General features: G+C 70.1%; 14 protein-coding genes. 7 read left to right on the forward strand and 7 right to left on the reverse strand.

Features of this window, described 5'->3' with window-relative positions; all coding sequences use genetic code 11:
- Positions 1-63: 63 nt before the first annotated feature.
- A complete protein-coding gene (locus J2N69_RS08810) occupies positions 64-243 on the forward strand; it encodes a hypothetical protein (protein ID WP_127913255.1) in 180 nt (59 codons plus the stop codon).
- 87 nt (positions 244-330) lie between these two features.
- Here J2N69_RS08810 and dnaE read toward each other — a convergent pair whose 3' ends face one another.
- Complete coding sequence (gene dnaE, locus J2N69_RS08815) at positions 331-3,873, reverse strand: DNA polymerase III subunit alpha (protein WP_230900232.1); 3,543 nt, start codon at positions 3,871-3,873, stop codon at positions 331-333.
- Positions 3,874-4,088: 215 nt separating this feature from the next.
- Between dnaE and J2N69_RS08820 the strand changes: the two genes are divergently transcribed.
- The 4 genes from J2N69_RS08820 (at position 4,089) to J2N69_RS08835 (ending at position 8,810) form a co-directional block, all read left to right on the forward strand.
- A complete protein-coding gene (locus tag J2N69_RS08820; RefSeq protein ID WP_230900233.1) occupies positions 4,089-5,417 on the forward strand; it encodes a DUF2252 domain-containing protein in 1,329 nt (442 codons plus the stop codon).
- Between the two features lie 79 nt (positions 5,418-5,496).
- Complete coding sequence (locus J2N69_RS08825) at positions 5,497-6,183, forward strand: hypothetical protein (protein WP_230904646.1); 687 nt, start codon at positions 5,497-5,499, stop codon at positions 6,181-6,183.
- A gap of 44 nt (positions 6,184-6,227) precedes the next feature.
- A complete protein-coding gene (locus tag J2N69_RS08830; RefSeq protein ID WP_230900234.1) occupies positions 6,228-7,037 on the forward strand; it encodes a DsbA family protein in 810 nt (269 codons plus the stop codon).
- A gap of 108 nt (positions 7,038-7,145) precedes the next feature.
- Positions 7,146-8,810 (forward strand): alkaline phosphatase D family protein, encoded by a 1,665-nt coding sequence (locus J2N69_RS08835; protein ID WP_230900235.1) that lies wholly within the window; start codon positions 7,146-7,148, stop codon positions 8,808-8,810.
- Positions 8,811-8,835: 25 nt separating this feature from the next.
- Here the strand turns inward: J2N69_RS08835 and J2N69_RS08840 are convergent, their stop codons facing one another.
- Positions 8,836-9,405 carry a dienelactone hydrolase family protein gene (locus J2N69_RS08840; RefSeq protein WP_230900236.1) on the reverse strand — a complete coding sequence of 190 codons (570 nt, stop codon included), beginning with the start codon at positions 9,403-9,405 and terminating at the stop codon, positions 8,836-8,838.
- A 104-nt stretch (positions 9,406-9,509) separates the two neighbouring features.
- Here J2N69_RS08840 and J2N69_RS08845 point away from each other — a divergent pair, with 104 nt between their 5' ends.
- Entirely contained in the window at positions 9,510-10,601 is a 1,092-nt protein-coding gene (locus J2N69_RS08845; RefSeq protein ID WP_230900237.1) for a mechanosensitive ion channel family protein, read from the forward strand.
- A 21-nt stretch (positions 10,602-10,622) separates the two neighbouring features.
- On the opposite strand, the gene J2N69_RS08850 is transcribed toward J2N69_RS08845, so the two are convergent.
- The 5 genes from J2N69_RS08850 to J2N69_RS36820 form a co-directional block, all read right to left on the reverse strand.
- Positions 10,623-12,209, reverse strand: coding sequence for a Na+/H+ antiporter (locus tag J2N69_RS08850; protein ID WP_230900238.1), 1,587 nt, complete (start codon positions 12,207-12,209; stop codon positions 10,623-10,625).
- A 465-nt stretch (positions 12,210-12,674) separates the two neighbouring features.
- Entirely contained in the window at positions 12,675-13,142 is a 468-nt protein-coding gene (locus J2N69_RS08855) for a GNAT family N-acetyltransferase (RefSeq protein WP_230900239.1), read from the reverse strand.
- Positions 13,139-14,080, reverse strand: a complete 942-nt coding sequence (locus tag J2N69_RS08860; RefSeq protein WP_230900240.1) for an RluA family pseudouridine synthase — start codon at positions 14,078-14,080, stop codon at positions 13,139-13,141. Before J2N69_RS08860 ends, J2N69_RS08855 begins: the two co-directional genes overlap by 4 nt.
- A 63-nt stretch (positions 14,081-14,143) precedes the next feature.
- Positions 14,144-14,749 (reverse strand): signal peptidase II, encoded by a 606-nt coding sequence (gene lspA / locus J2N69_RS08865; protein ID WP_230900241.1) that lies wholly within the window; start codon positions 14,747-14,749, stop codon positions 14,144-14,146.
- A gap of 79 nt (positions 14,750-14,828) precedes the next feature.
- A complete protein-coding gene (locus tag J2N69_RS36820) occupies positions 14,829-16,037 on the reverse strand; it encodes a TraR/DksA family transcriptional regulator (RefSeq protein ID WP_230904647.1) in 1,209 nt (402 codons plus the stop codon).
- 1,629 nt (positions 16,038-17,666) lie between these two features.
- Between J2N69_RS36820 and ileS the strand changes: the two genes are divergently transcribed.
- On the forward strand, positions 17,667-20,813 hold the full coding sequence (gene ileS / locus J2N69_RS08880; RefSeq protein ID WP_230900242.1) for an isoleucine--tRNA ligase: 3,147 nt from the start codon (positions 17,667-17,669) through the stop codon (positions 20,811-20,813).
- Positions 20,814-20,835: the final 22 nt, after the last annotated feature.

Genomic DNA, 20,835 nt, shown 5'->3' on the forward strand with positions numbered 1-20,835 from the left:
TGTCGGCATATGTGAGTCTGGTCGCGTCATGGCCCCCGGATTCCCCTCAGGAGGAAGATCACCATGGCCAAGAACAAGAATCGCAAGCAGGGCAGCCAGGAGAATCGCGGCTCGGCGGCCGAGCGGGCATCGGAGCAGGCCAAGTCGGCCGCCGCCGAGGCCCAGTCGCCCATGGAGTCGCACGCGCAGGGCAGCCCCGCTGATGTTGCCCGTAAGCAGCAGCGCCGCTTCGGCCACAATTGACGCACATCGTGAGGCACGGCCGAGGGGCGCACCCCGTGCGGGTGCGCCCCTCGTATGCGTTCATCCGCCGTGGCGGGCGGGCCCCGCTCAGCCCGCCAGGCAGGACGGGCCGAGCAGCACCTTCAGGTCGCCGAAGAGCGCCGGGTCCGGCTTCACGCGGTGCCGGTCGAGCCGCAGCACCGTGGTCTTCTGCGCCCCTTGCAGCTTGATCCGCACCTCGCTGTTGCCGCGGTGGTGGCTGAGGACCTCGCCGAGCCGGTGGACCATCGGCGGACTCACCTTGACGGTCGGGATGGTGATGATCACGGGTGCGTTGGCGCCCGCGTTCGACAGGTCGGGGACCTGCAGCTCCATCGCGACGAGCCGCGGCACGTCCTCGCGCTTGTCGAGGCGGCCCTTGACGAAGACCACGGCGTCCTCGACGAGCTGGGTCGACACCAGCTGGTAGGTCGCGGGGAAGAACATGCACTCGATGGAGCCGGCGAGATCCTCGACGGTGGCGATCGCCCAGGCGTTGCCCTGCTTGGTCATCTTGCGCTGGAGGCCGGAGATGATGCCGCCGATGGTGACCACCGAGCCGTCGGAGAAGTCCCCGCCGGTGAGCTGGCCGATGCCCGCGTCAGCCTTGTCGGAGAGCACGTGCTCCAGGCCGAAGAGCGGGTGGTCGGAGACGTACAGGCCGAGCATTTCGCGCTCCTGGGCGAGCAGGTACGTCTTCTCCCACTCGTCCTCGGAGAACTCCACGTCGAGACCGAAGCCCGGCTCGTCGCCGCCGGTCTCGTCGCCCATGCCCCCGAAAAGATCGAACTGGCCCTCGGCCTCCTTGCGCTTCACCGCGACCACGTTGTCGATCATCGGCTCGTACTGCGCGGTCAGGCCCTTGCGGGTGTGGCCCATGGTGTCGAACGCGCCCGCCTTGATGAGCGACTCCGTGGTGCGCTTGTTGCAGGCGGCCGCCTCGACCTTGTCGAGGTAGTCGGGGAAGGAGGTGAACTTCCCCTTGGCCTTGCGCGAACGGATGATCGACTCCACCACGTTCGTACCGACGTTGCGGACCGCCTCCAGGCCGAAGAGGATCACGTCGTCGCCCTGGGCGGCGAAGTTGTGCACGGACTCGTTCACGTTCGGCGGGAGGACCTTGATGCCCATGCGGCGGCACTCGTTGAGGTAGACGGCCGACTTGTCCTTGTCGTCCTTCACCGAGGTGAGCAGCGCGGCCATGTACTCGGCCGGGTAGTTCGCCTTCAGGTAGGCGGTCCAGTAGGTGACCAGGCCGTACGCGGAGGAGTGCGCCTTGTTGAAGGCGTAGCCGGCGAAGGGGACCAGGACGTCCCACAGGGCCTGGATGGCCTCGTCGGAGTAGCCGTTCTTCCGGGCGCCCGCCTGGAAGAGGACGAAGTTCTTCTCCAGCTCCTCGGGCTTCTTCTTGCCCATCACGCGGCGCAGGATGTCGGCTTCGCCGAGGCTGTAGCCCGCGACGATCTGGGCGGCCTTCTGCACCTGCTCCTGGTACACGATGAGGCCGTAGGTGAGGCCGAGCGTCTCCTTCAGGGGCTCTTCGAGCTCCGGGTGGATCGGCGTGATCTCCTGGCGGCCGTTCTTGCGCTCGGCGTAGTTCGTGTGCGAGTTCATGCCCATCGGGCCCGGCCGGTACAGGGCCGAGACGGCGGAAATGTCCTCGAAGTTGTCGGGCTGCATCTGGCGCAGCAGGGAGCGCATCGGGCCGCCGTCGAACTGGAAGACGCCGAGCGTGTCACCGCGGCAGAGCAGTTCGAAGGTCTTCGGGTCGTCGAGCGGGAGGGAGAGCATCTCCAGCTCGATGCCCTTGTTGGCCTTCACCATCTTGACGGCGTCGTCCATGATGGTGAGGTTGCGCAGGCCCAGGAAGTCCATCTTGAGCAGGCCGAGCGACTCGCACTGGGGGTAGTCCCACTGCGTGATGGTGACGCCGTCGGTGTGGCGCACCCAGATCGGGGCGTGGTCGACGATCGGCTCGCTGGACATGATCACGCCGGCCGCGTGCACACCCATCTGCCGGACCAGGCCCTCCACGCCCTTGGCGGTGTCGATGACCTTCTTGACGTCCGGTTCGTTCTCGTACATCCCCCGGATCTCGCCCGCCTCGCTGTAGCGCGGGTGCGAGGGGTTGGTGATGCCGTCGAGGTCGATGCCCTTGCCGAGGACGTCGGCGGGCATGGCCTTGGTGAGGCGGTCGCCCATCGCGTACGGATATCCGAGCACGCGCGCGGAGTCCTTGATGGCGTTCTTCGCCTTGATCTTTCCGTACGTGCCGATCATGGCGACCTTGTCGGCGCCGTATTTCTCCGTCACGTACCTGATCACCTCGACGCGCCTGCGCTCGTCGAAGTCGATGTCGACGTCAGGCATGGAGACGCGCTCGGGGTTGAGGAACCGCTCGAAGATCAGACCGTGCGTGATCGGGTCGAGGTCGGTGATGCCCATGGCGTACGCGACGATCGAGCCGGCCGCGGAGCCTCGGCCGGGGCCCACCGCGATGCCGTTGTTCTTGGCCCACATGATGAAGTCGGCGACGACCAGGAAGTACCCCGGGAACCCCATCTGGATGATGATGTCCATCTCGTACTCGGCCTGCTTCTGGCGGTCCTCGGGGACGCCGCCCGGATAGCGGCGCTCCATGCCGCGGCGGACCTCCTCCTGGAACCAGGTGACCTCGGTGAAGCCCTCCGGGATGTCGAACTTCGGCATCAGGTCGCGCTTCTCGAACATCCCGGTGGTGTCGATCTGCTCGGCGACCAGGAGCGTGTTGCGGCAGCCCTCCTGCCAGGCGTCCGAGGAGTCGATCGCGTACATCTCGTCGGTCGACTTCAGGTAGTAACCGGTGCCGTCGAAGCGGAAGCGGTCCGGGTCGGAGAGGTTCTTGCCGGTCTGGATGCAGAGCAGGGCGTCGTGGGCGGTCGACTCGTGCGCGTACGTGTAGTGCGAGTCGTTCGTCACCAGGGGCGGGATGCCGAGCTTCTTGCCGATGTCCAGGAGGCCGTCGCGGACCCGGCGCTCGATCTCGATGCCGTGGTCCATCAGCTCCAGGAAGTACCGGTCCTTGCCGAAGATGTCCTGGTACTCCGCGGCCGACTTCAGCGCCTCGTCGTACTGGCCCAGACGCAGCCGGGTCTGCAGCTCACCCGAGGGGCAGCCGGTGGAGGCGATGAGCCCCTCCGACCACTGGGAGATCGTCTCCTTGTCCATGCGGGGCCACTTCTGGAGCCAGCCCTCGGCGTACGCGTCCGAGGAGAGGCGGAAGAGGTTGTGCAGGCCCGTCTTGTTCGCCGCCCAGATCGTCTTGTGGGTGTAACCACCGGAACCGGAGACGTCGTCACGCTTCTGGTGCGGCTGGCCCCACTGGATCTTGCGCTTGTTGCGCCGCGACTCCGGCGCCACATACGCCTCGATCCCGATGATCGGCGTCACGCCCGCCTTCTGCGCGGAGTGGAAGAAGTCGTACGCGCCGTGGAGGTTGCCGTGGTCGGACATGGCGATGTGCGTCATGCCCATCTCATTGCACGCCTTGAACATGTCCTTGAGCCGCGCGGCACCGTCAAGCAGCGAGTACTGGGTGTGCACGTGCAGGTGCGTGAAGGGCGGCTTGGTCACGGTGGGAGGCCTCCGGAGAACGGTTGGTGACAGGCTGCGGGCAGTCTGGGGGGGACAGCGACGAAGTCTAATCCGGGGCGCTGACAGCGGGTGGGCACTCGGGAGTACGGTCGTGCGTTGGAAGAGGCGGAGCGCCTGCCCGGTACGGGCGGAATCTCCGCCCCCACCCGCCCACCCCTGTCCCGTACGACCCTGTAACCAGGAGGCACCCAGCGATGTCCGTCCCGCAGCCCACGGCCGATCAGCGCGGCGAGGAGATCCTCGCCGTCTTCGGCACCGCGTTCGGCGAGCTGCTTGCCGCGGACCCCGCCGCGTTCCGCGTGAAGTTCCGCAAGATGGCCTCCTCCGCCTTCGCGTTCTACCGCGGCACGGCCTGCCTGTTCTACGCCGACCTGGCGCGCGAGCAGCACGGCGGGCCGTACCTGGACGAGCGCACGGGCCGGGTGTGGATTCACGGCGACCTCCACGCCGAGAACTTCGGCACGTACATGGACGCCCAGGGCCGCCTGATCTTCAACGTGAACGACTTCGACGAGGCCTACGTCGGCCCCTTCACCTGGGACCTGAAGCGCTTCGCCGCCTCCGTGGCCCTGATCGGCTACTCGAAGGCGCTGAGCGACGGGCAGATCTCCGACCTCGTGCGGACCTACGCCGCGGCGTACCGCGAGCGCGTCCACGACCTCGCGACCGGCGCCAAGAGCGACGAGGTGCCGCCCTTCACGCTGGACACCGCCGAGGGCCCCCTCCTGGACGCGCTGCGCGACGCGCGCTCCCTGACCCGCTTCGGGCTGCTCGACTCGATGACCGAGATCCGCGACTTCGAGCGCCGCTTCGCGCCGGGCGGCGGCTCCATCGAGCTGGACGCCGCCACGCGCTACAAGGTCCTCGCGGCCTTCGACGGCTATCTGGAGACGCTTCCGGAGTCCTCCCTCACCCGCCCCGACTCCTACCGCGTGAAGGACGTGGTGGGCCGGCGCGGCATCGGCATCGGCTCGGCGGGCCTGCCGTCGTACAACATCCTCCTGGAGGGCAACAGCGACGCCCTGGAGAACGACGTCGTGATCTACCTCAAGCAGGCGCAGACCCCGGCGGTCTCGCGGCACATCACGGACCCCGCGGTGCGCGGCTACTTCCAGCACGAGGGGCACCGCACGGTCATCTCGCAGCGCGCCCTGCAGGCGCACGCCGACCCGTGGCTGGGCTGGACCGAGCTGGACGGCGCGGGCCAGCTGGTCGCCGAGGTCTCGCCGTACGCGGTGGACCTGGACTGGTCGGACATCGACGACCTGGAGGAGATCTCGGCGGTCGTCGCGGACCTCGGCCGGGCCACCGCGACGATGCACGCAGCGGCGGACGACGAGAGCGGCCACTCGGACCTGGTGCCGTTCTCCACGGAGCGCGCCATCGACGCCGCGATCGCGGGCGACGAGGCCGGCTTCGGGGAGCTGCTCGTGGACTTCGCGCACACCTACGGCGCACGCGCGCGTGCCGACCACCAGATCTTCGTCGACCTGTTCCGCAACGGCCGCATCCCGGGCCTGTAGGCGCCCTGGAGGGCCGAAGGGGAACTCTTGGGCACCCTTTAGGGGTCTCCTACAGGAACCCATGGCACACTCCTCCGCGATGGACATATCCGGGACCCAGCTCAGAGCCGTGCGCGCGGCGCTGTTCACGGCACTCGTCGTGACGCTCTCCGCCGCGTCGCACGTGCTGCTGTCCCGGGTCCCCCTGCCGCTGACCACCGTCGCGGCGATCGCCACCGCCGTCTTCGTCCTCGCGTACGCGCTGGCGGGCCGCGAGCGCGGTTACGGACGGATCGCCGCCCTGCTGATCCCGCTGGAGCTGGCGGCCGACACGGTGTTCACCGCCGGCCAGCACGTCTGTTACGGCGAGGCGGGGGGCCCGGTCGCGGGACCGCTGCGCTCCGTCGGCTTCGACATGCTGTGCGGCGGTACGCCGGTCGGCACTCCGCTGGCCCGCATGACCGCCGACGGCCACGGCGGCGCCGCGGCGCTGCTCGCCGACGCCGACCCGGGCGCCGCCTGGCTGCTGCTCGGGGCGCACGTGGGCGTCGGGCTCCTGGCTGCGGCCTGGCTGCGGCGCGGGGAACAAGCCCTGGCCCAGCTGTTGCGCGCGGTCGCCGCGGCGACGTTCCGTCCGCTGCTCATCGCGGTCGCCTCGGTGACCGCCACGCACACACCCGTACGCCGCCTGCCGCGCCCCGAGCGCCGGGCGCGCGTCACGCGCACGCGCCTGCTGGTGCACTTCGTGGGACGGCGTGGACCACCGCGCTCGGCTGCCTTCGCCTGAGCACGACACCCCCACGCAGTCACCCACACGGAGAAGAAGAGACCATGAGCAAGCGCAACAGCCAGGCCGCCAAGTCCGCCGCCCGCGAGCGGATTCGCCTCCAGCAGGAGGCCGAGCGCAAGCGCGAGAAGCGCAGGCGCGCGGCGATCGTCGGCGTCTCGATCGTCGGCGTCATCGCGATCGCGGGCGGCGTCGGCTACGCCGTGATGCAGGCCAACAAGCCGAGCGACCCCACGAAGTGGGAGAAGGCCGCCGACGCGAAGGTGGTCGCCCCGGCCAACACCTCGGGCAAGAACGGCACCACGCTCACCCTCGGCAAGTCCTCCCTCAAGAACACCGTGCACCTCTACGAGGACCCGCGCTGCCCCGGCTGCGCCGTCATGGAGCAGTCCATCGGCGAGACGGTCAACAAGGGCATGAAGGACGGCGACTACAAGCTGTCCTTCACCATCGGCACGTTCCTCGACAACAACCTCGGCGGCGAAGGCTCGAAGAACGCGCTGAGCGCGCTCGGCGCCGCCCTGGACGTCAGCCCGGACGCATTCCTGGAGTACAAGACCGCCCTGTACTCCGCGAAGTTCCACCCGGCGGAGTCCAGCGACACGTTCGCCGAGGACGACGAACTGCTCAAGGTGGCCGACACGGTCGACGCGCTCAAGGACAACAAGAAGTTCGAGAGTGCCGTCAAGAAGGGCACCTACGACGCCTGGGCCGTGAAGATGAGTGACTCCTTCCAGGACGCCGAGGGCGTGCAGTCCACCCCGACGATCAAGGTCAACGGCAAGGTGATCGAGACGCCGAAGACCCCGGAGGCCTGGAAGGCGGCGCTGAAGACGGCGGGCGTCACGAAGTAGTCCACCAGCCCTTCCTCAGCGGCACATCAGCCGTTTCTCACCGAAGAGCGGGCCGACTTTCCCGGTTGGCCCGCTCTTCGGCGGTACTGGTCAGTAATGTGATCACTCGTGACCAGTCGTCTCCCTGCCGCACCCATAGGTGCCTCAACTCCCAGTCGCCGCACGGTCGTCAAGGCCGCCGCCGCCACTGCCGCACTGGCGGCCCCGCTCGCCGCCGCGCCCCTCGCCCACGCCGCCGAGGGCCCCGCCTTCCTGCACGGTGTCGCGTCCGGCGACCCGCTGCCCGACGGTGTCCTGCTGTGGACCCGTGTGACCCCGACGCCCGACGCCGTGCCAGGTTCGGGCAAGGGCCCCGATGTGACGGTGCGTTGGGAGGTGGCCGAAGACAGGGGTTTCTCCCGGACCGTCAGCAGCGGGAGCACCACCGCGCGTGCGGCCTCCGACCACACCGTCAAGGCCGACGTAAGGGGCTTGCGCCCTGCGACCACCTATTACTTCCGCTTCTCCGTGGGGGACGCCTCCCCGGTGCACTCCCCCGTGGGCCGCACCCGCACCACCCCCGCGTACGACGCCACCGCGCACGGCGTCCGGTTCGGCGTGGTTTCCTGCGCCAACTGGGAGGCGGGGTACTTCTCGGCGTACCGCCATCTCGCGGACCGCACCGAACTCGACGCGGTGCTGCACCTCGGGGACTACATATACGAGTACCGCAGCGGCGAGTACCCGGCCGCCGCGAACGTCGTACGTCAGCACGAGCCCCGGCACGAGATCGTCACGCTCGCCGATTACCGCGTCCGGCACGGTGTGCACAAGACCGACCCCGACGCGCAGGCGATGCACGCCGCGCACCCGGTCATCGCGATCTGGGACGACCACGAGTTCGCGGACAACACGTGGTCGGGCGGGGCGGGCAACCACAGCGCGACCGAGGGCCCTTGGGCGGGGCGCATGGCCGCGGCCAAGCAGGCGTACTTCGAGTGGATGCCGGTGCGCCCCTCGACCGAGGGCACGGTCCACCGCCGCATCCGCTTCGGCGGGCTGGCCGATCTGCACCTGCTCGACCTGCGGTCCTTCCGCTCCCAGCAGGCGGGCACCGGCAGCGGCGCGGTGGACGACCCGGACCGTACGCTGACCGGCCGCGCGCAGCTCGACTGGCTGAAGTCGGGCCTCACGTCCTCGGGCGCCGCCTGGAAGCTGGTCGGCACCTCGGTGATGATCTCGCCGGTCGCCTTCGGTTCCCTCCCCGCCCATCTCCTCGCGCCTCTCGCGGAGTTGGTCGGCCTGCCCAAGGAGGGTCTCGCCATCAACACCGACCAGTGGGACGGCTACACCGACGACCGCAAGGAACTCCTCGCCCACCTGCGGGACAACAAGATCCAGGACACCGTCTTCCTGACCGGTGACATCCACATGGCGTGGGCGAACAACGTGCCGGCCAGGGCGGCGACGTATCCCCTGTCGCCCTCGGTCGCCACGGAGTTCGTGGTCACCTCGGTGAGTTCGGACAACCTCGACGACATGCTCGACGTCGCCCCGCACACCGTCTCCCTCGCGGCCGTGGCGGCTCTCAAGACGGCCAACCGCCATGTGAAGTGGCTGGACATGGACTCGCACGGCTACGGCGTCCTCGACGTCACCGCCGAGCGCGCGCAGATGGACTACTACACGCTCTCCGACCGGACCGACCCCGAGGCGACCTCGTCCTGGGTCCGTTCCTACCGCACGCTCAGCGGCACGCAGAAGGTGGAGCGGGTGCACGAACCGGTGCGCTGAGCGCCCGGGGGTGCGCCGGAGGCCGTCAGAGCGTCTCCAGGAACCCGAGCGCCGTGCGCCACGCCGACTCCGCGGCCTCGGCGTCGTAGTCGTCGAGACCCGGGTCGGTGAAGAGGTGCCCGGCGCCCGCGTAGCGGTAGACCTCGACGTCGGCCCCGGCGCGCCCCATCTGGAGGTACCAGGCGCTCAGCCAGTCGTCGGACTCGAACGGGTCGGGCTCCGCCACGTGCAGCTGCACCGGCAGCTCGTCCACGGACGCGTTCTCCGCGATGTCGGAGGTGCCGTGCAGGAGCAGCAGGCCGCGCGCCTTCTCGTCGCCGAGCGCGAGGGTCTGCGCGGTCGCGGCGCCGAGGGAGAAGCCCGCGTAGACGAGACCTCGCTCGGAGTAGGGGGCGGCGGCCAGGACCGCCCTCTTCAGGAGTTCGTCCTTGCCCAGCTCGTCCTGAAAGGCCATGCCTTCCTCGACGGTGTCGAAGGTGCGCCCCTCGAAGAGGTCGGGGGTCCACACCGTGTGCCCCGCGGCGCGCAGCCGGTCGGCGGCCTCGTGCACCGCGGGCCGCAGCCCGTACGTCGAGTGGAAAAGCATGATGTTCATGGGGTTCATCGTGCCATCTGGGCCGGGTACCCCGTTTTCTCTGTCATGAACCTGGCACCCCCTGCCTGCGGAGGTACGGAGGCGGTACCCCTACCCTCGGAGCCATGGAGAACGTACTGCGTCCGTTGATCGTGATCGGCGGCTCGGTCGTGCTCACGGTGGTGATCGGCTGGCTGGTCGACTTCGCCATGCGCCGGGCCGACGAACAGCATCACGAGACCCCGCTGTGGGGTCTGCTGCGCCGCTGCCGCGTGCCCTTCCACGTCGTGCTGTGTGCCGCCCTGCTGAGAGCCTCCTACGGAGAGGCGGAGCTGGCCAAGGACAACTCACAGGCCATCGGGCGCATCCTGTCCCTGGTGCTCATAGGGTCCACGGCCTGGCTGGTGGTGCGGATCGCCGCGGCGATAGTGGAGTCCTCGTACGCCCGCTACGCCGCGGTCCACCGCGATCCGGCCCGCGTCCGCAGGGTCCGTACGCAGGTGACGCTCATCCAGCGGGTGGTCAGCGCGATCGTGGGTGTCGTGGCGGTCGCGGCGATGCTGCTGACCTTCCCCGCCATGCAGGCCGCCGGGACCTCGCTGCTGGCCTCGGCCGGCATCCTCGGCATCGTGGCCGGTGTCGCGGCCCAGTCCACCCTCGGCAACCTCTTCGCGGGACTGCAGATCGCCTTCGGCGACATGGTGCGGATAGGAGACACCGTCGTCGTGGACGGCGAGTGGGGCACCGTGGAGGAGATCACCCTCACATTCCTGGCCGTCCGCACCTGGGACGAGCGCCGGATCACGATGCCCGTGTCGTATTTCACGTCCCGGCCCTTCGAGAACTGGTCCCGCGGCGGCGCGCAGATGACCGGCACGGTCTTCTTCCACCTGGACCACTCCGCGCCGGTCCACCAGATGCGCGACAAGCTCCGGGACATCCTGCGCGACTGCGCGGCGTGGGACGGCAGGGACTGGGGCCTCGCCGTCACGGACACGACGCCGAGCACGATGCAGGTCCGCGCCCTGGTCACCGCCAAGGACGCGGACGACATCTGGACGGTCAGGGTGACGGTGCGCGAACAGATGGTCCAGTGGCTGACGGAACACCATCCGTACGCGCTGCCGCGGATCACCACGGCCTGGGCGGAGCCGTCACCGAACGGCCACGGCCCGCGCCCCCTGGTGCAGGAGATGCCGCGCACCGGACGCGGCTGAGCCCCCGGGCCGTCCGCCGTCTCAGCGCAGACTGCGTACGTCGAGGTGGTGCAGCACCCGGTCGACGATCTCCGGATCGGCGCCGGGCTCGCTGCGCGCCGCGAGGACCTCGTGGCGGGCGGCCGACATCATCTCCCGCTGGATGCGCTGGACGGCCTTCAGGCGGTCCACGCGCCTGGCGTACCGCTCGCGCCGCTCCGCGTCGACGATGTCGGGGCTGATCCTGGCCCCGATGTCGAAGGCGCCGCGCTGCAGCCGCTCGGAGACCTCCTCCGGCAGCTCCTCGACCTCCTCGATCTCCTTGAGGCGGCGCTTGGCGGCCTTGGCGGCGCGCATCGCGAGATCGCGCTCCAGCTCCCGCTCCGCGCCGGCGTCGGCCTGCACCCGCAACTTCCTCACCAGCCAGGGCAGCGTGAGCCCCTGCACGACGAGGGTCGCCATGATGACGCAGAAGGCGATGAAGATGATCTCGTCACGGGCCGGGAACGGCGACCCGTCGTCCGTCTTGAGCGGGATGGCGAGCGCGAGCGCCACGGACGCCACGCCGCGCATACCGGCCCACCACATGACGACGGTCTCGCGCCAGCTGGTCGGGATGTCCTCGTCGTAGTCCCGGCGCTTGTGCAGCCGCTTGGCGAGCCACGTCGCGGGGAGCAGCCACAGCAGCCGTACGCCGACGACGACCCCGACGACCGCCGCGCCCCAGCCGAACATCTCCCACTCGCGGCCGCTCGCGATGCCGAAGACGTTGTGCAGTTCGAGCCCGATGAGCCCGAACGCGGCGCCGGTCACCAGGGTGTCGACGATCTGCCAGAACGTCTGTCCGGTGATGCGGCCGAGCACGTCGTCGGCGTCGACGGCGTTCTCCGCGAGGAAGAGCGCGGTGGTGAGGACGGCGAGCACGCCGGAGCCGAGCATCTCCTCGGCCAGCACATAGCTGACGAAGGGCACGAGCAGCGTCAGGCCGGTCTGGAGCGTGGCATCGCCGAGCAGCACCATGAGCTTGTTGGTGAGCCAGCCGAGGACCAGCCCGACGAGCACGGCCACCACGGCGGACAGCACCAGCCGGCCCGCGGCGGAGGGCCAGGAGAACGTCCCGCTCACCGCCGCCGCGATCGCCACGTGGTACAGCACGATCGCGGTGACGTCGTTGAAGAGCCCCTCCCCCTCCAGGATCGACACGAGCCTGCGGGGCAGCCCGAGCGAACCGGCGACGGCGGTCGCGGCGACGGGGTCGGGCGGCGCGACGAGCGCTCCGAGCGCGACGGCGGCGGCGATCGGCAGCCCGGGGACCAGGGCGTTGGCCATGGCGGCGACCGCGGCCGTGGTGACGAACACCAGGGCCACGGCGAGCAGGAAGATGGGGCGCCGGTTGGCCGCGAACTGCCGCCACGACGTGCGCTGCACGGAGGCGTAGAGCAGGGGCGGCAGGACCAGCGGCAGGATGTAGTCCGGCGGGATCTCCACATTGGGCACGAACGGCAGGAGGGCCATGCCGATACCGGCCAGCGTCATCAGCACCGGCGCGGGCAGCCCGAGCCGGTCCCCCAGCGGCACCGTGACAACGGCTCCCAGCAGCAAGACGAGCAGCAGCGCCAGCTGATCCACGGTGCGCCCTCCGACGGTCGAAACTCCACGATCAAGACCTCAACCCTGCCACGCGCCCGTCGCGAACCGGACGACCAGACCCTGTTCCGCGGGACGCGGCGGGTGGGGTGGGCGGTGTTGGGGGGAGCGTGCGGGGGCGGGGGGGTGCGGGCGCGCCGCAGGGAGGCGAGCAGGAGGGCACGCGGGCACGTGACCCGGTGGGGGGCACGAGAGCAGGCGAGGCGCGTCCCCCGGCGGGGCGCGAGTGCAGACGGGCACGTCCGCTTGGGGCACGGGGGCATGAGAACACGCGGGGCATGGTCCCGGGTGGGGAGCGAGCGGCTCCGGGGCACGTCCACGCCAGCGGCACAAGAAGACCCGGGGCACAGCCCATGCCGGATGCAACGAGGCCACCCGGGGCGCGTACCCAGGGAGGCGAGCACGAGGGCACGTGCCCCGGTGGGGGGGCACGGGCGCACCCGGAAGCTAGCGCAGCGTCTTCCGCATGGCTCGGTGCGGGATGCCGGCGTCCTGGAACTCCGGTCCGTACGCCTCGTACCCCAGACGCTCGTAGAACCCGAGGGCATGCGTCTGGGCGTGCAGGTCCACCGCCGTCAGGCCACGCGCGCGTGCCGCGTCCTCTATGGCCCCGACCAGGGCCGCCCCGACGCCGAGCCCGCGCGCGGCCCGCGTCACCGCGAGTCGGCCGAGCGCGCCCACCGTGGCGTCCCCGCCGTTCTTCGCGGCGGCCGCGGCGCCGGTCAGAAGCCGCCCGGTGCCCAGCGGAACGCCGTCCTCGCCCATCGCCAGCACATGCGTCGCCCCGGCGTCGTACTCGTCGTACTCAACCTCTTCGGGGACCTGCTGCTCGGCCACGAAGACGTCCTTGCGGACCGCGAAGCAGGCCGCCAAGTCGGCCGGGTCCCGAGCGACCCGGATCGTCACATCGCTCACGAACTCTCCGCCCGCACCCGGTCGAGCGCCTGCTGGAGGTCGTCGGGGTACTGGCTCTCGAACTCCACCCACTGGCCGTCACCGGGGTGCTCGAAGCCGAGCCGGACCGCGTGCAGCCACTGCCGCGTGAGGCCGAGCCGCTTGCCGAGCGTCGGGTCCGCGCCGTACGTCAGGTCGCCCACGCAGGGGTGCCGGTGCGCCGCCATGTGGACGCGGATCTGGTGGGTGCGCCCCGTCTCCAGCTTGATGTCGAGCAGGGAGGCGGCCCGGAAGGCCTCGATGAGGTCGTAGTGCGTCACGGAGGGCTTGCCCTCGGCCGTGACCGCCCACTTGTAGTCGTGGTTGGGGTGCCGGCCGATGGGCGCGTCGATCGTGCCGCTCATCGGGTCGGGGTGGCCCTGCACCAGCGCGTTGTAGCGCTTGTCGACCGTGCGCTCCTTGAACTGGCGCTTCAGCGACGTGTACGCGCGCTCCGACTTGGCGACCACCATGAGGCCGGAGGTGCCCACGTCCAGGCGGTGGACGATGCCCTGGCGCTCGGCGGCGCCGGACGTGGAGACGCGGAAACCGGCCGCCGCGAGGCCGCCGATCACGGTCGTCCCGGTCCAGCCGGGGCTCGGGTGCGCGGCCACGCCGACCGGCTTGACGATCACGACGATGTCGTCGTCGTCATGCACGATCTCCATGCCCTCGACGGGCTCGGCCACGACCTGCACCGGAGCGGGTGCCTGCGGCATCTCCACTTCCAGCCAGGCGCCGCCGTGCACCCGCTCGGACTTGCCGACCACCGAGCCGTCGACCGCGACCTTCCCCGCCGCGGCGAGCTCGGCGGCCTTCGTGCGGGAGAAACCGAACATGCGGGAGATGGCGGCGTCGACGCGCTCGCCCTCCAGGCCGTCCGGCACGGGCAGGGTGCGGATCTCGGGAATCGTACTCACCCATTGAGTATGCAGGAGCCCACTGACACTCCCCGACCACAGGTCTCGCCGCCGGGCCCGGCCTCAGTCCTTGTGGACGGTGCCGTCGGGGTCGAGTCCGCGGAAGGACAGCAGCACGATCAGGATGCCGCCGCAGACGATCGCCGAGTCCGCGAGGTTGAAGACCGCGAAGCCCTTGGGGGCGATGAAGTCGACCACCGCGCCCTCGAAGACGCCGGGCGTGCGGAAGATCCGGTCGGTGAGATTGCCCAGCGCACCGCCGAGCAGCAGACCGAGCGCGATCGCCCACGGCAGGCTGTAGAGCTTGCGGGCGAGGCGGGCGATCACCACGATGACGGCGGCCGCGATGCACGTGAAGATGATCGTGAAGGCCTCGCCGAACCCGAAGGCGGCGCCCGCGTTCCGGATCGCGTTGAAGCGCAGCCAGTCGCCGATGACGTCGATCGGCTCGTGGTGCTCCAGCTTCGCGACCACGATCATCTTGCTGATCAGGTCGAAGGCGTACGCGATGGCGGCGACGACGAACAGCACGGCGATCTTGCGCCTGCCCTTGGGCTGCTGCCCGTCCTCGCCGGTGGCGTCACCGGGGACCGACCCGGACCGCTCCGGCTCGCCCCCGTCCGCCTCAGGGTTGTCCGGCGTACCGATGATGCGCTCCGCCTCTGCCACGTGAGTCCCTCGACCTAGGTACCTGACTAGGGGACGAGGGTACGGCACACACGTACGGGCCCCGGCGTTCAGGCCGTGCTCAGGAGCGCCGTTCCTGCTTCTGCTTGCACTCCACGCACAGCGTGGCGCGTGGGAAGGCCTGCATGCGCGCCTTGCCGATGGCGTTGCCGCAGTTCTCGCAGAGCCCGTACGTCCCCGCGTCGAGCCGCTCCAGGGCGCGCTCGGTCTGCACGAGCATCTCGCGCGCGTTGGCGGCCAGGGCCATCTCGTGCTCGCGCGTGATGTTCTTCGTGCCGGTGTCCGCCTCGTCGTCGCCCGCGCCGTCCCCGGAGTCGCGCATCAGCCCGGCGAGGGCCTGCTCGGACGCCGAGATCTCGGTGGTCAGCCTCAGCGCCTCGCTCTCCAGCTCTGTACGGGCCTCCGCGACCTCGTCCGGCGTCCAGGGGTCCTCGCCCGGCCGGACCGCGAGCTCACCGGGCTCGACCGCGGCGGCACGCGCCTTGGGCACCGCCGTCGGCTCGGCCGCCGCGGTCGCCGTGCCCGGAGTCTTCTTCGCAACCACTGTCGTGGCTCCCGTCGTCTCCGCGGCCTCAGCCGCACCTTCGGCCGCGGACGCGACCGTCTTCTTCGCCGTGCTCTTCTTCGCGGGGCTCTTTCCCGGGCTCTTTCCGGGGCTCCTCGCGGGGCTCCTCTCGGGGCTCTTCTCGGCTGGTGCTTCCACCTCCGGGGCCGCGCCTTCCTCAGTGCCCGCGTCGCCCACGAGATCCGCCTCCCCCGCAAGGTCCGCGTCCCCCGCGGTGGGTGCTTTCCGCAGAGGGGTCGTCTCCTCCATCGCCGCCCTTCCTGCCTGCTCGGCCGTCGTGGCGACGCTCTCGGAGGCCTCGCCCGCCCCCATCCCCGGAGCGGACGCCTCCGAGGCTCCCGCCCCCTTGGCAGAGGCTTTCTTGCCCACCGCCTTCTCGACGGAAGCCTCCTCGGGGGAAGCATTCTTCGAGACGGCCTTCTCAGCGGCGGTCACCTTGCCGGCAGCCGCCGCGGCAGGGGGCTTCTTACCAGGGGCGTTCTTGGCGGCGTCCTCCTTGGCGGCGGTCCCCGCGGCGGCACTCTTCTTGGCGGCGCCTTCCTTGGCGGTGCCCTCCTTGGCGGCCTCCCCCTTGGCGGTGCCCTCCTTAGCGGCACTCTTCTTGGCGGCGCCCTTCTTGGCGGTGGTCTCCTTGGCGGCCTCCTCCTTGGCGGCGCTCTCCTTAGTGGCGCCCTCCTTGTCCTTGGCGGCGCCCTCCTTGGCCATGGCCTTCTCGTCCGGGCCCTCCTTGGCCATGGCCTTCTCGTCCGGGCCCTTCTCGGACGGGATCTGCTTCGCGGCGGCCTTCACATCCGGGGCCTTCTCGGGCGGGGCCTTCTCATGCGGGCTCTTCTTCGCGGCTGTCTTCTCTACCGGGGCCTTCTCTGCCGGAATCTTCTTCGCGGCGGCCTTCTTCGCGGCAGTCTTCTTCGCCACGGCCTCCTCCGGCACAGCCTTAAGCGGCACGCTCCCGCTGGCCACGGCCTTCTTAACCCCGGCCTTCTTAGCCGCAGCCTTCTTAACCGCAGCCTTCTCGGCCGCAGCTCCCTCGGCCACGGCCTTCTTCGCCACAGCCTTCTTCGCCACAGCCTTCTTGGCCGCAGCCTTCTTAGCCACAGCTCCCTCAGGCGCCCCCTCGGCCACGGTCTCCTTAGCCGCAGCTTTCTTAACTGCAGCTTTCTTGGCCGCAGCCTTCTCGGCCGCAGCTCCCTCGGGCCCCCCCTCGGCTACGGCCTTCTTCGCCGCCGTCTTCTTGGCCACAACGCCCTCGGGTGCCCCCTCAGCCACGGCCTTCCTAACCGCATCCTTCTTGGCCGCAGCCTTCTTCCCCACAGCTGCCTTCTCCGCCGAGACCTTCTTGGCCGCCGTCTTCTTGGCCACGGCCTTGACCGCCGTCTTCTTAGCCGCCGCCTTCTTCGCCGCCGTCTTCTTCGCCGCAGTCTTCTTGACCGCAGCCCCCTCCCCCGCGCCCTTCTTCCCCGCAGTCCTCTTCCCCTCAGCCGCCTTCCCCGCGGTCCCCTGCCTCACCGCCGCCTCCGCCGCCTCCGCCCGCACCGCCCGCGCCTCCTCCCCCGACATCGCCCCCGGGCCCGCATGGACCTCCCCCGCCCCCTCCACCGCACGCGGGCCACCGGCCACATACGCCCCGCCCCTGCCCCCGCCCCCGCTCTTCCCGCCGCTCACATCCCTGGCCGTCGCCACGGCCGCGCCGGTGGATCTGCCGGACGCCGACTGCTGTACGGCGGTCTTCTTCGCCACCATGGCCGCGGCCCCTTCACATATTGTGATCTTGCACGCGAATCGTGCTGGGACGATAAATCGACTCCAGGCCCGCGGCAACGGGGCACGCCGCCCGATTCGCCCGCCACGCCGGTCCCGCGCGACGAGTCTGCAAGCGTTGTGCCCAACTCCCTGCCGGGTAATCCGTGAGCCGACGCACGCCGGAAGCCCCACGCTCCGGCATGTCGCCATTCGGGTCAGTCCCCGCCCCCGTACCCGGCGCCTCCGAGGCCGCGCGAAAACCGTTCGGCCACCCCTCCCGAGCGCCGTACACTGAACGGCAGCGAGAAGCGTGGATGGGGACGAGTAGCGGCGTACGCAGCCATGAGCGACCCGGGGACGGTGTGAGCCCGGGGGCGAGCGCGACGTGAAGATCACCCCGGAGCCGCCGGAAGAAAGCCGAAGCCTTCGAGCCGAGGCGAGTAGACCCGGTATCGCGACCCCAATGAGGGGGCTCACCGGCGCGGAACACCGTTCCGGGGGGCCAAGGAGGGTGGTACCGCGGGAGCGCGCCGCACCAGGCGCACACGGCTCTCGTCCCTCCGACGGAAGGCAGCACATCCGCCGGAGGAGCACGTGAATACGCCGCCGCAGTACCGCCAGGTACCCGCCCAGGTCGACCTGCCCGCCCTTGAGCACGCCGTGCTCGACTTCTGGCAAGAGCAGAAGATCTTCGCCAAGAGCCTGGAGCAGTCCGAGGGCCGCCCCGAGTGGGTGTTCTACGAAGGCCCGCCCACCGCCAACGGCATGCCGGGCGCCCACCACATCGAGGCCCGCGTCTTCAAGGACGTCTTCCCGCGCTTCCGCACCATGCGCGGCTACCACGTGGCCCGCAAGGCCGGCTGGGACTGCCACGGCCTGCCCGTGGAGCTGGCGGTCGAGAAGGAGCTGGGCTTCAACGGCAAGAAGGACATCGAGGCGTACGGCATCGCCGCGTTCAACGCCAAGTGCCGCGAGTCCGTGACCCGCCACACCGACGCCTTCGCCGAGCTGACGACCCGCATGGGGTACTGGGTCGACCTCGACGACGCGTACCGCACGATGAACCCCGAGTACGTCGACTCGGTCTGGTGGTCCCTGAAGGAGATCTTCAACAAGGACCTGCTCGTCCAGGACCACCGCGTCGCCCCCTGGTGCCCGCGCTGCGGCACGGGCCTGTCCGACCACGAGCTGGCGCAGGGCTATGAGACGGTCGTCGACCCTTCCGTCTACGTCCGTTTCCCCCTCACCTCCGGTCCCCTCGCGGGCGAGGCCGCCCTCCTGGTCTGGACGACGACGCCCTGGACGCTCGTCTCCAACACCGCCGTCGCCGCCCACCCCGACGTGACCTACGTGGTCGCGACGGACGGCGAGCAGAAGCTCGTCGTCGCCCAGCCGCTCGTCGAGAAGGCCCTCGGCGAGGGGTGGGAGACGACCGGCGAGACCTTCACCGGCGCCGAGATGGAGCGCTGGACGTACCAACGCCCCTTCGAGCTGGTGGAGTTTCCGGCTCCGGCCCACTTCGTGGTCAACGCCGAGTACGTCACCACCGAGGACGGCACCGGTCTGGTCCACCAGTCCCCCGCCTTCGGTGAGGACGACCTCAAGGTCTGCCGCGCGTACGGCCTGCCGGTCGTCAACCCGGTCCGCCCGGACGGCACCTTCGAGGAGGACCTCCCGCTCGTGGGCGGCGTCTTCTTCAAGAAGGCGGACGAGAGCCTCACCAAGGACCTCGACGACCGCGGCCTGCTCTTCAAGCACATCGCGTACGAGCACAGCTACCCGCACTGCTGGCGCTGCCACACGGCCCTCCTCTACTACGCCCAGCCGTCCTGGTACATCCGCACGACGGCCATCAAGGACAAGCTCCTCCAGGAGAACGAGAAGACGAACTGGTTCCCGGAGTCGGTCAAGCACGGCCGCTTCGGCGACTGGCTGAACAACAACGTCGACTGGGCCCTCTCCCGCAACCGCTACTGGGGCACCCCGCTGCCCATCTGGCGCTGCGAGGAGGACCACCTCACCTGCGTCGGCTCGCGCGCGGAGCTCTCCGACCTGACCGGCACCGACCAGTCGGAGCTGGACCCGCACCGCCCGTTCATCGACGAGATCACCTTCACCTGCCCCCAGGAGGGCTGCGCGGCCACGGCCACGCGCGTGCCGGAGGTCATCGACGCCTGGTACGACTCGGGTTCGATGCCGTTCGCGCAGTGGGGCTACCCGTACAAGAACAAGGAACTCTTCGAGAGCCGCTACCCCGCGCAGTTCATCTCGGAGGCCATCGACCAGACCCGCGGCTGGTTCTACACCCTGATGGCCGTCGGCACCCTGGTCTTCGACAAGTCGTCCTACGAGAACGTGGTCTGCCTCGGCCACATCCTCGCCGAGGACGGCCGCAAGATGTCCAAGCACCTGGGCAACATCCTCCAGCCCATCCCGCTCATGGACCAGCACGGCGCCGACGCGGTGCGCTGGTTCATGGCGGCCGGCGGCTCCCCGTGGGCGGCCCGGCGCGTGGGCCACGGCACCATCCAGGAGGTCGTCCGCAAGACCCTCCTCACGTACTGGAACACGGTCGCCTTCCAGGCCCTGTACGCCCGTACGTCGAAGTGGGCCCCCAGCGACGCCGACCCGGCGCCCGCCGACCGCCCGCTCCTGGACCGCTGGCTGCTCAGCGAGCTGCACGCGCTGACCGACCAGGTCACCCAGGCCCTGGAGGGCTACGACACGCAGCGCGCGGGCAAGCTCCTGTCCGTCTTCGTGGACAACCTCTCCAACTGGTACGTACGCCGTTCCCGTCGCCGCTTCTGGCAGGGCGACAAGGCGGCCCTGCGCACCCTGCACGAGGTCGTCGAGACGGTCACGCGCCTGATGGCCCCGCTGACGCCGTTCATCACGGAGCGTGTCTGGCAGGACCTCGTCGTGCCCGTGACCCCGGACGCCCCGGAGTCCGTGCACCTCTCCTCCTGGCCGGAGGCGGACCTCTCCGCCATCGACCCGGAGCTGTCCCGGCAGATGGTTTTGGTACGCCGCCTGGTCGAGCTGGGCCGTGCCACGCGTGCGGAGTCGGGCGTCAAGACCCGCCAGCCGCTGTCCCGCGCGCTCGTCGCGGCCTCCGGCTTCGACACGCTCGGCCCGGAGCTGCACGCCCAGATCACGGAGGAGCTGAACGTCTCCTCCCTGGCGTCACTCTCCGAAGTCGGCGGTTCCCTGGTCGACACCACCGCCAAGGCCAACTTCCGGGCGCTCGGCAAGCGGTTCGGCAAGGGCGTCCAGGCGGTCGCCAAGGCCGTCGCGGAGGCCGACGCCGCCGCCCTGTCGCTGGCGCTGCGCGAGGGCACGGCCTCGGTCGAGGTCGACGGCGAGACGGTGACGCTGGCCCCGGACGAGGTCATCATCACGGAGACCCCGCGCGAGGGCTGGTCGGTGGCGTCCGACTCCGGTGCCACGGTCGCCCTGGACCTGGAGATCACTCAGGAGCTGCGCCGCGCGGGCCTGGCCCGTGACGCGATCCGCCTGATCCAGGAGGCCCGCAAGAACAGCGGCCTGGACGTGGCGGACCGGATCGCCCTGCGCTGGACGTCCACGGACCCGGAGGTGCTCACCGCGCTCTCCGACCACGCCGGACTCATCTCCGACGAGGTGCTCGCCACGGACTTCGCCCAGGGCGAGGCGGACGACACCTTCGGGCAGCCGTTCACCGACGACTCCCTGAAGCTGACGTTCCGCCTCCGCAAGGCGTAAGCGCGCACCAGCACACGGCCGA

It is taken from the genome of Streptomyces huasconensis (assembly GCF_021028635.1).
Taxonomy (GTDB): domain Bacteria; phylum Actinomycetota; class Actinomycetes; order Streptomycetales; family Streptomycetaceae; genus Streptomyces; species Streptomyces huasconensis.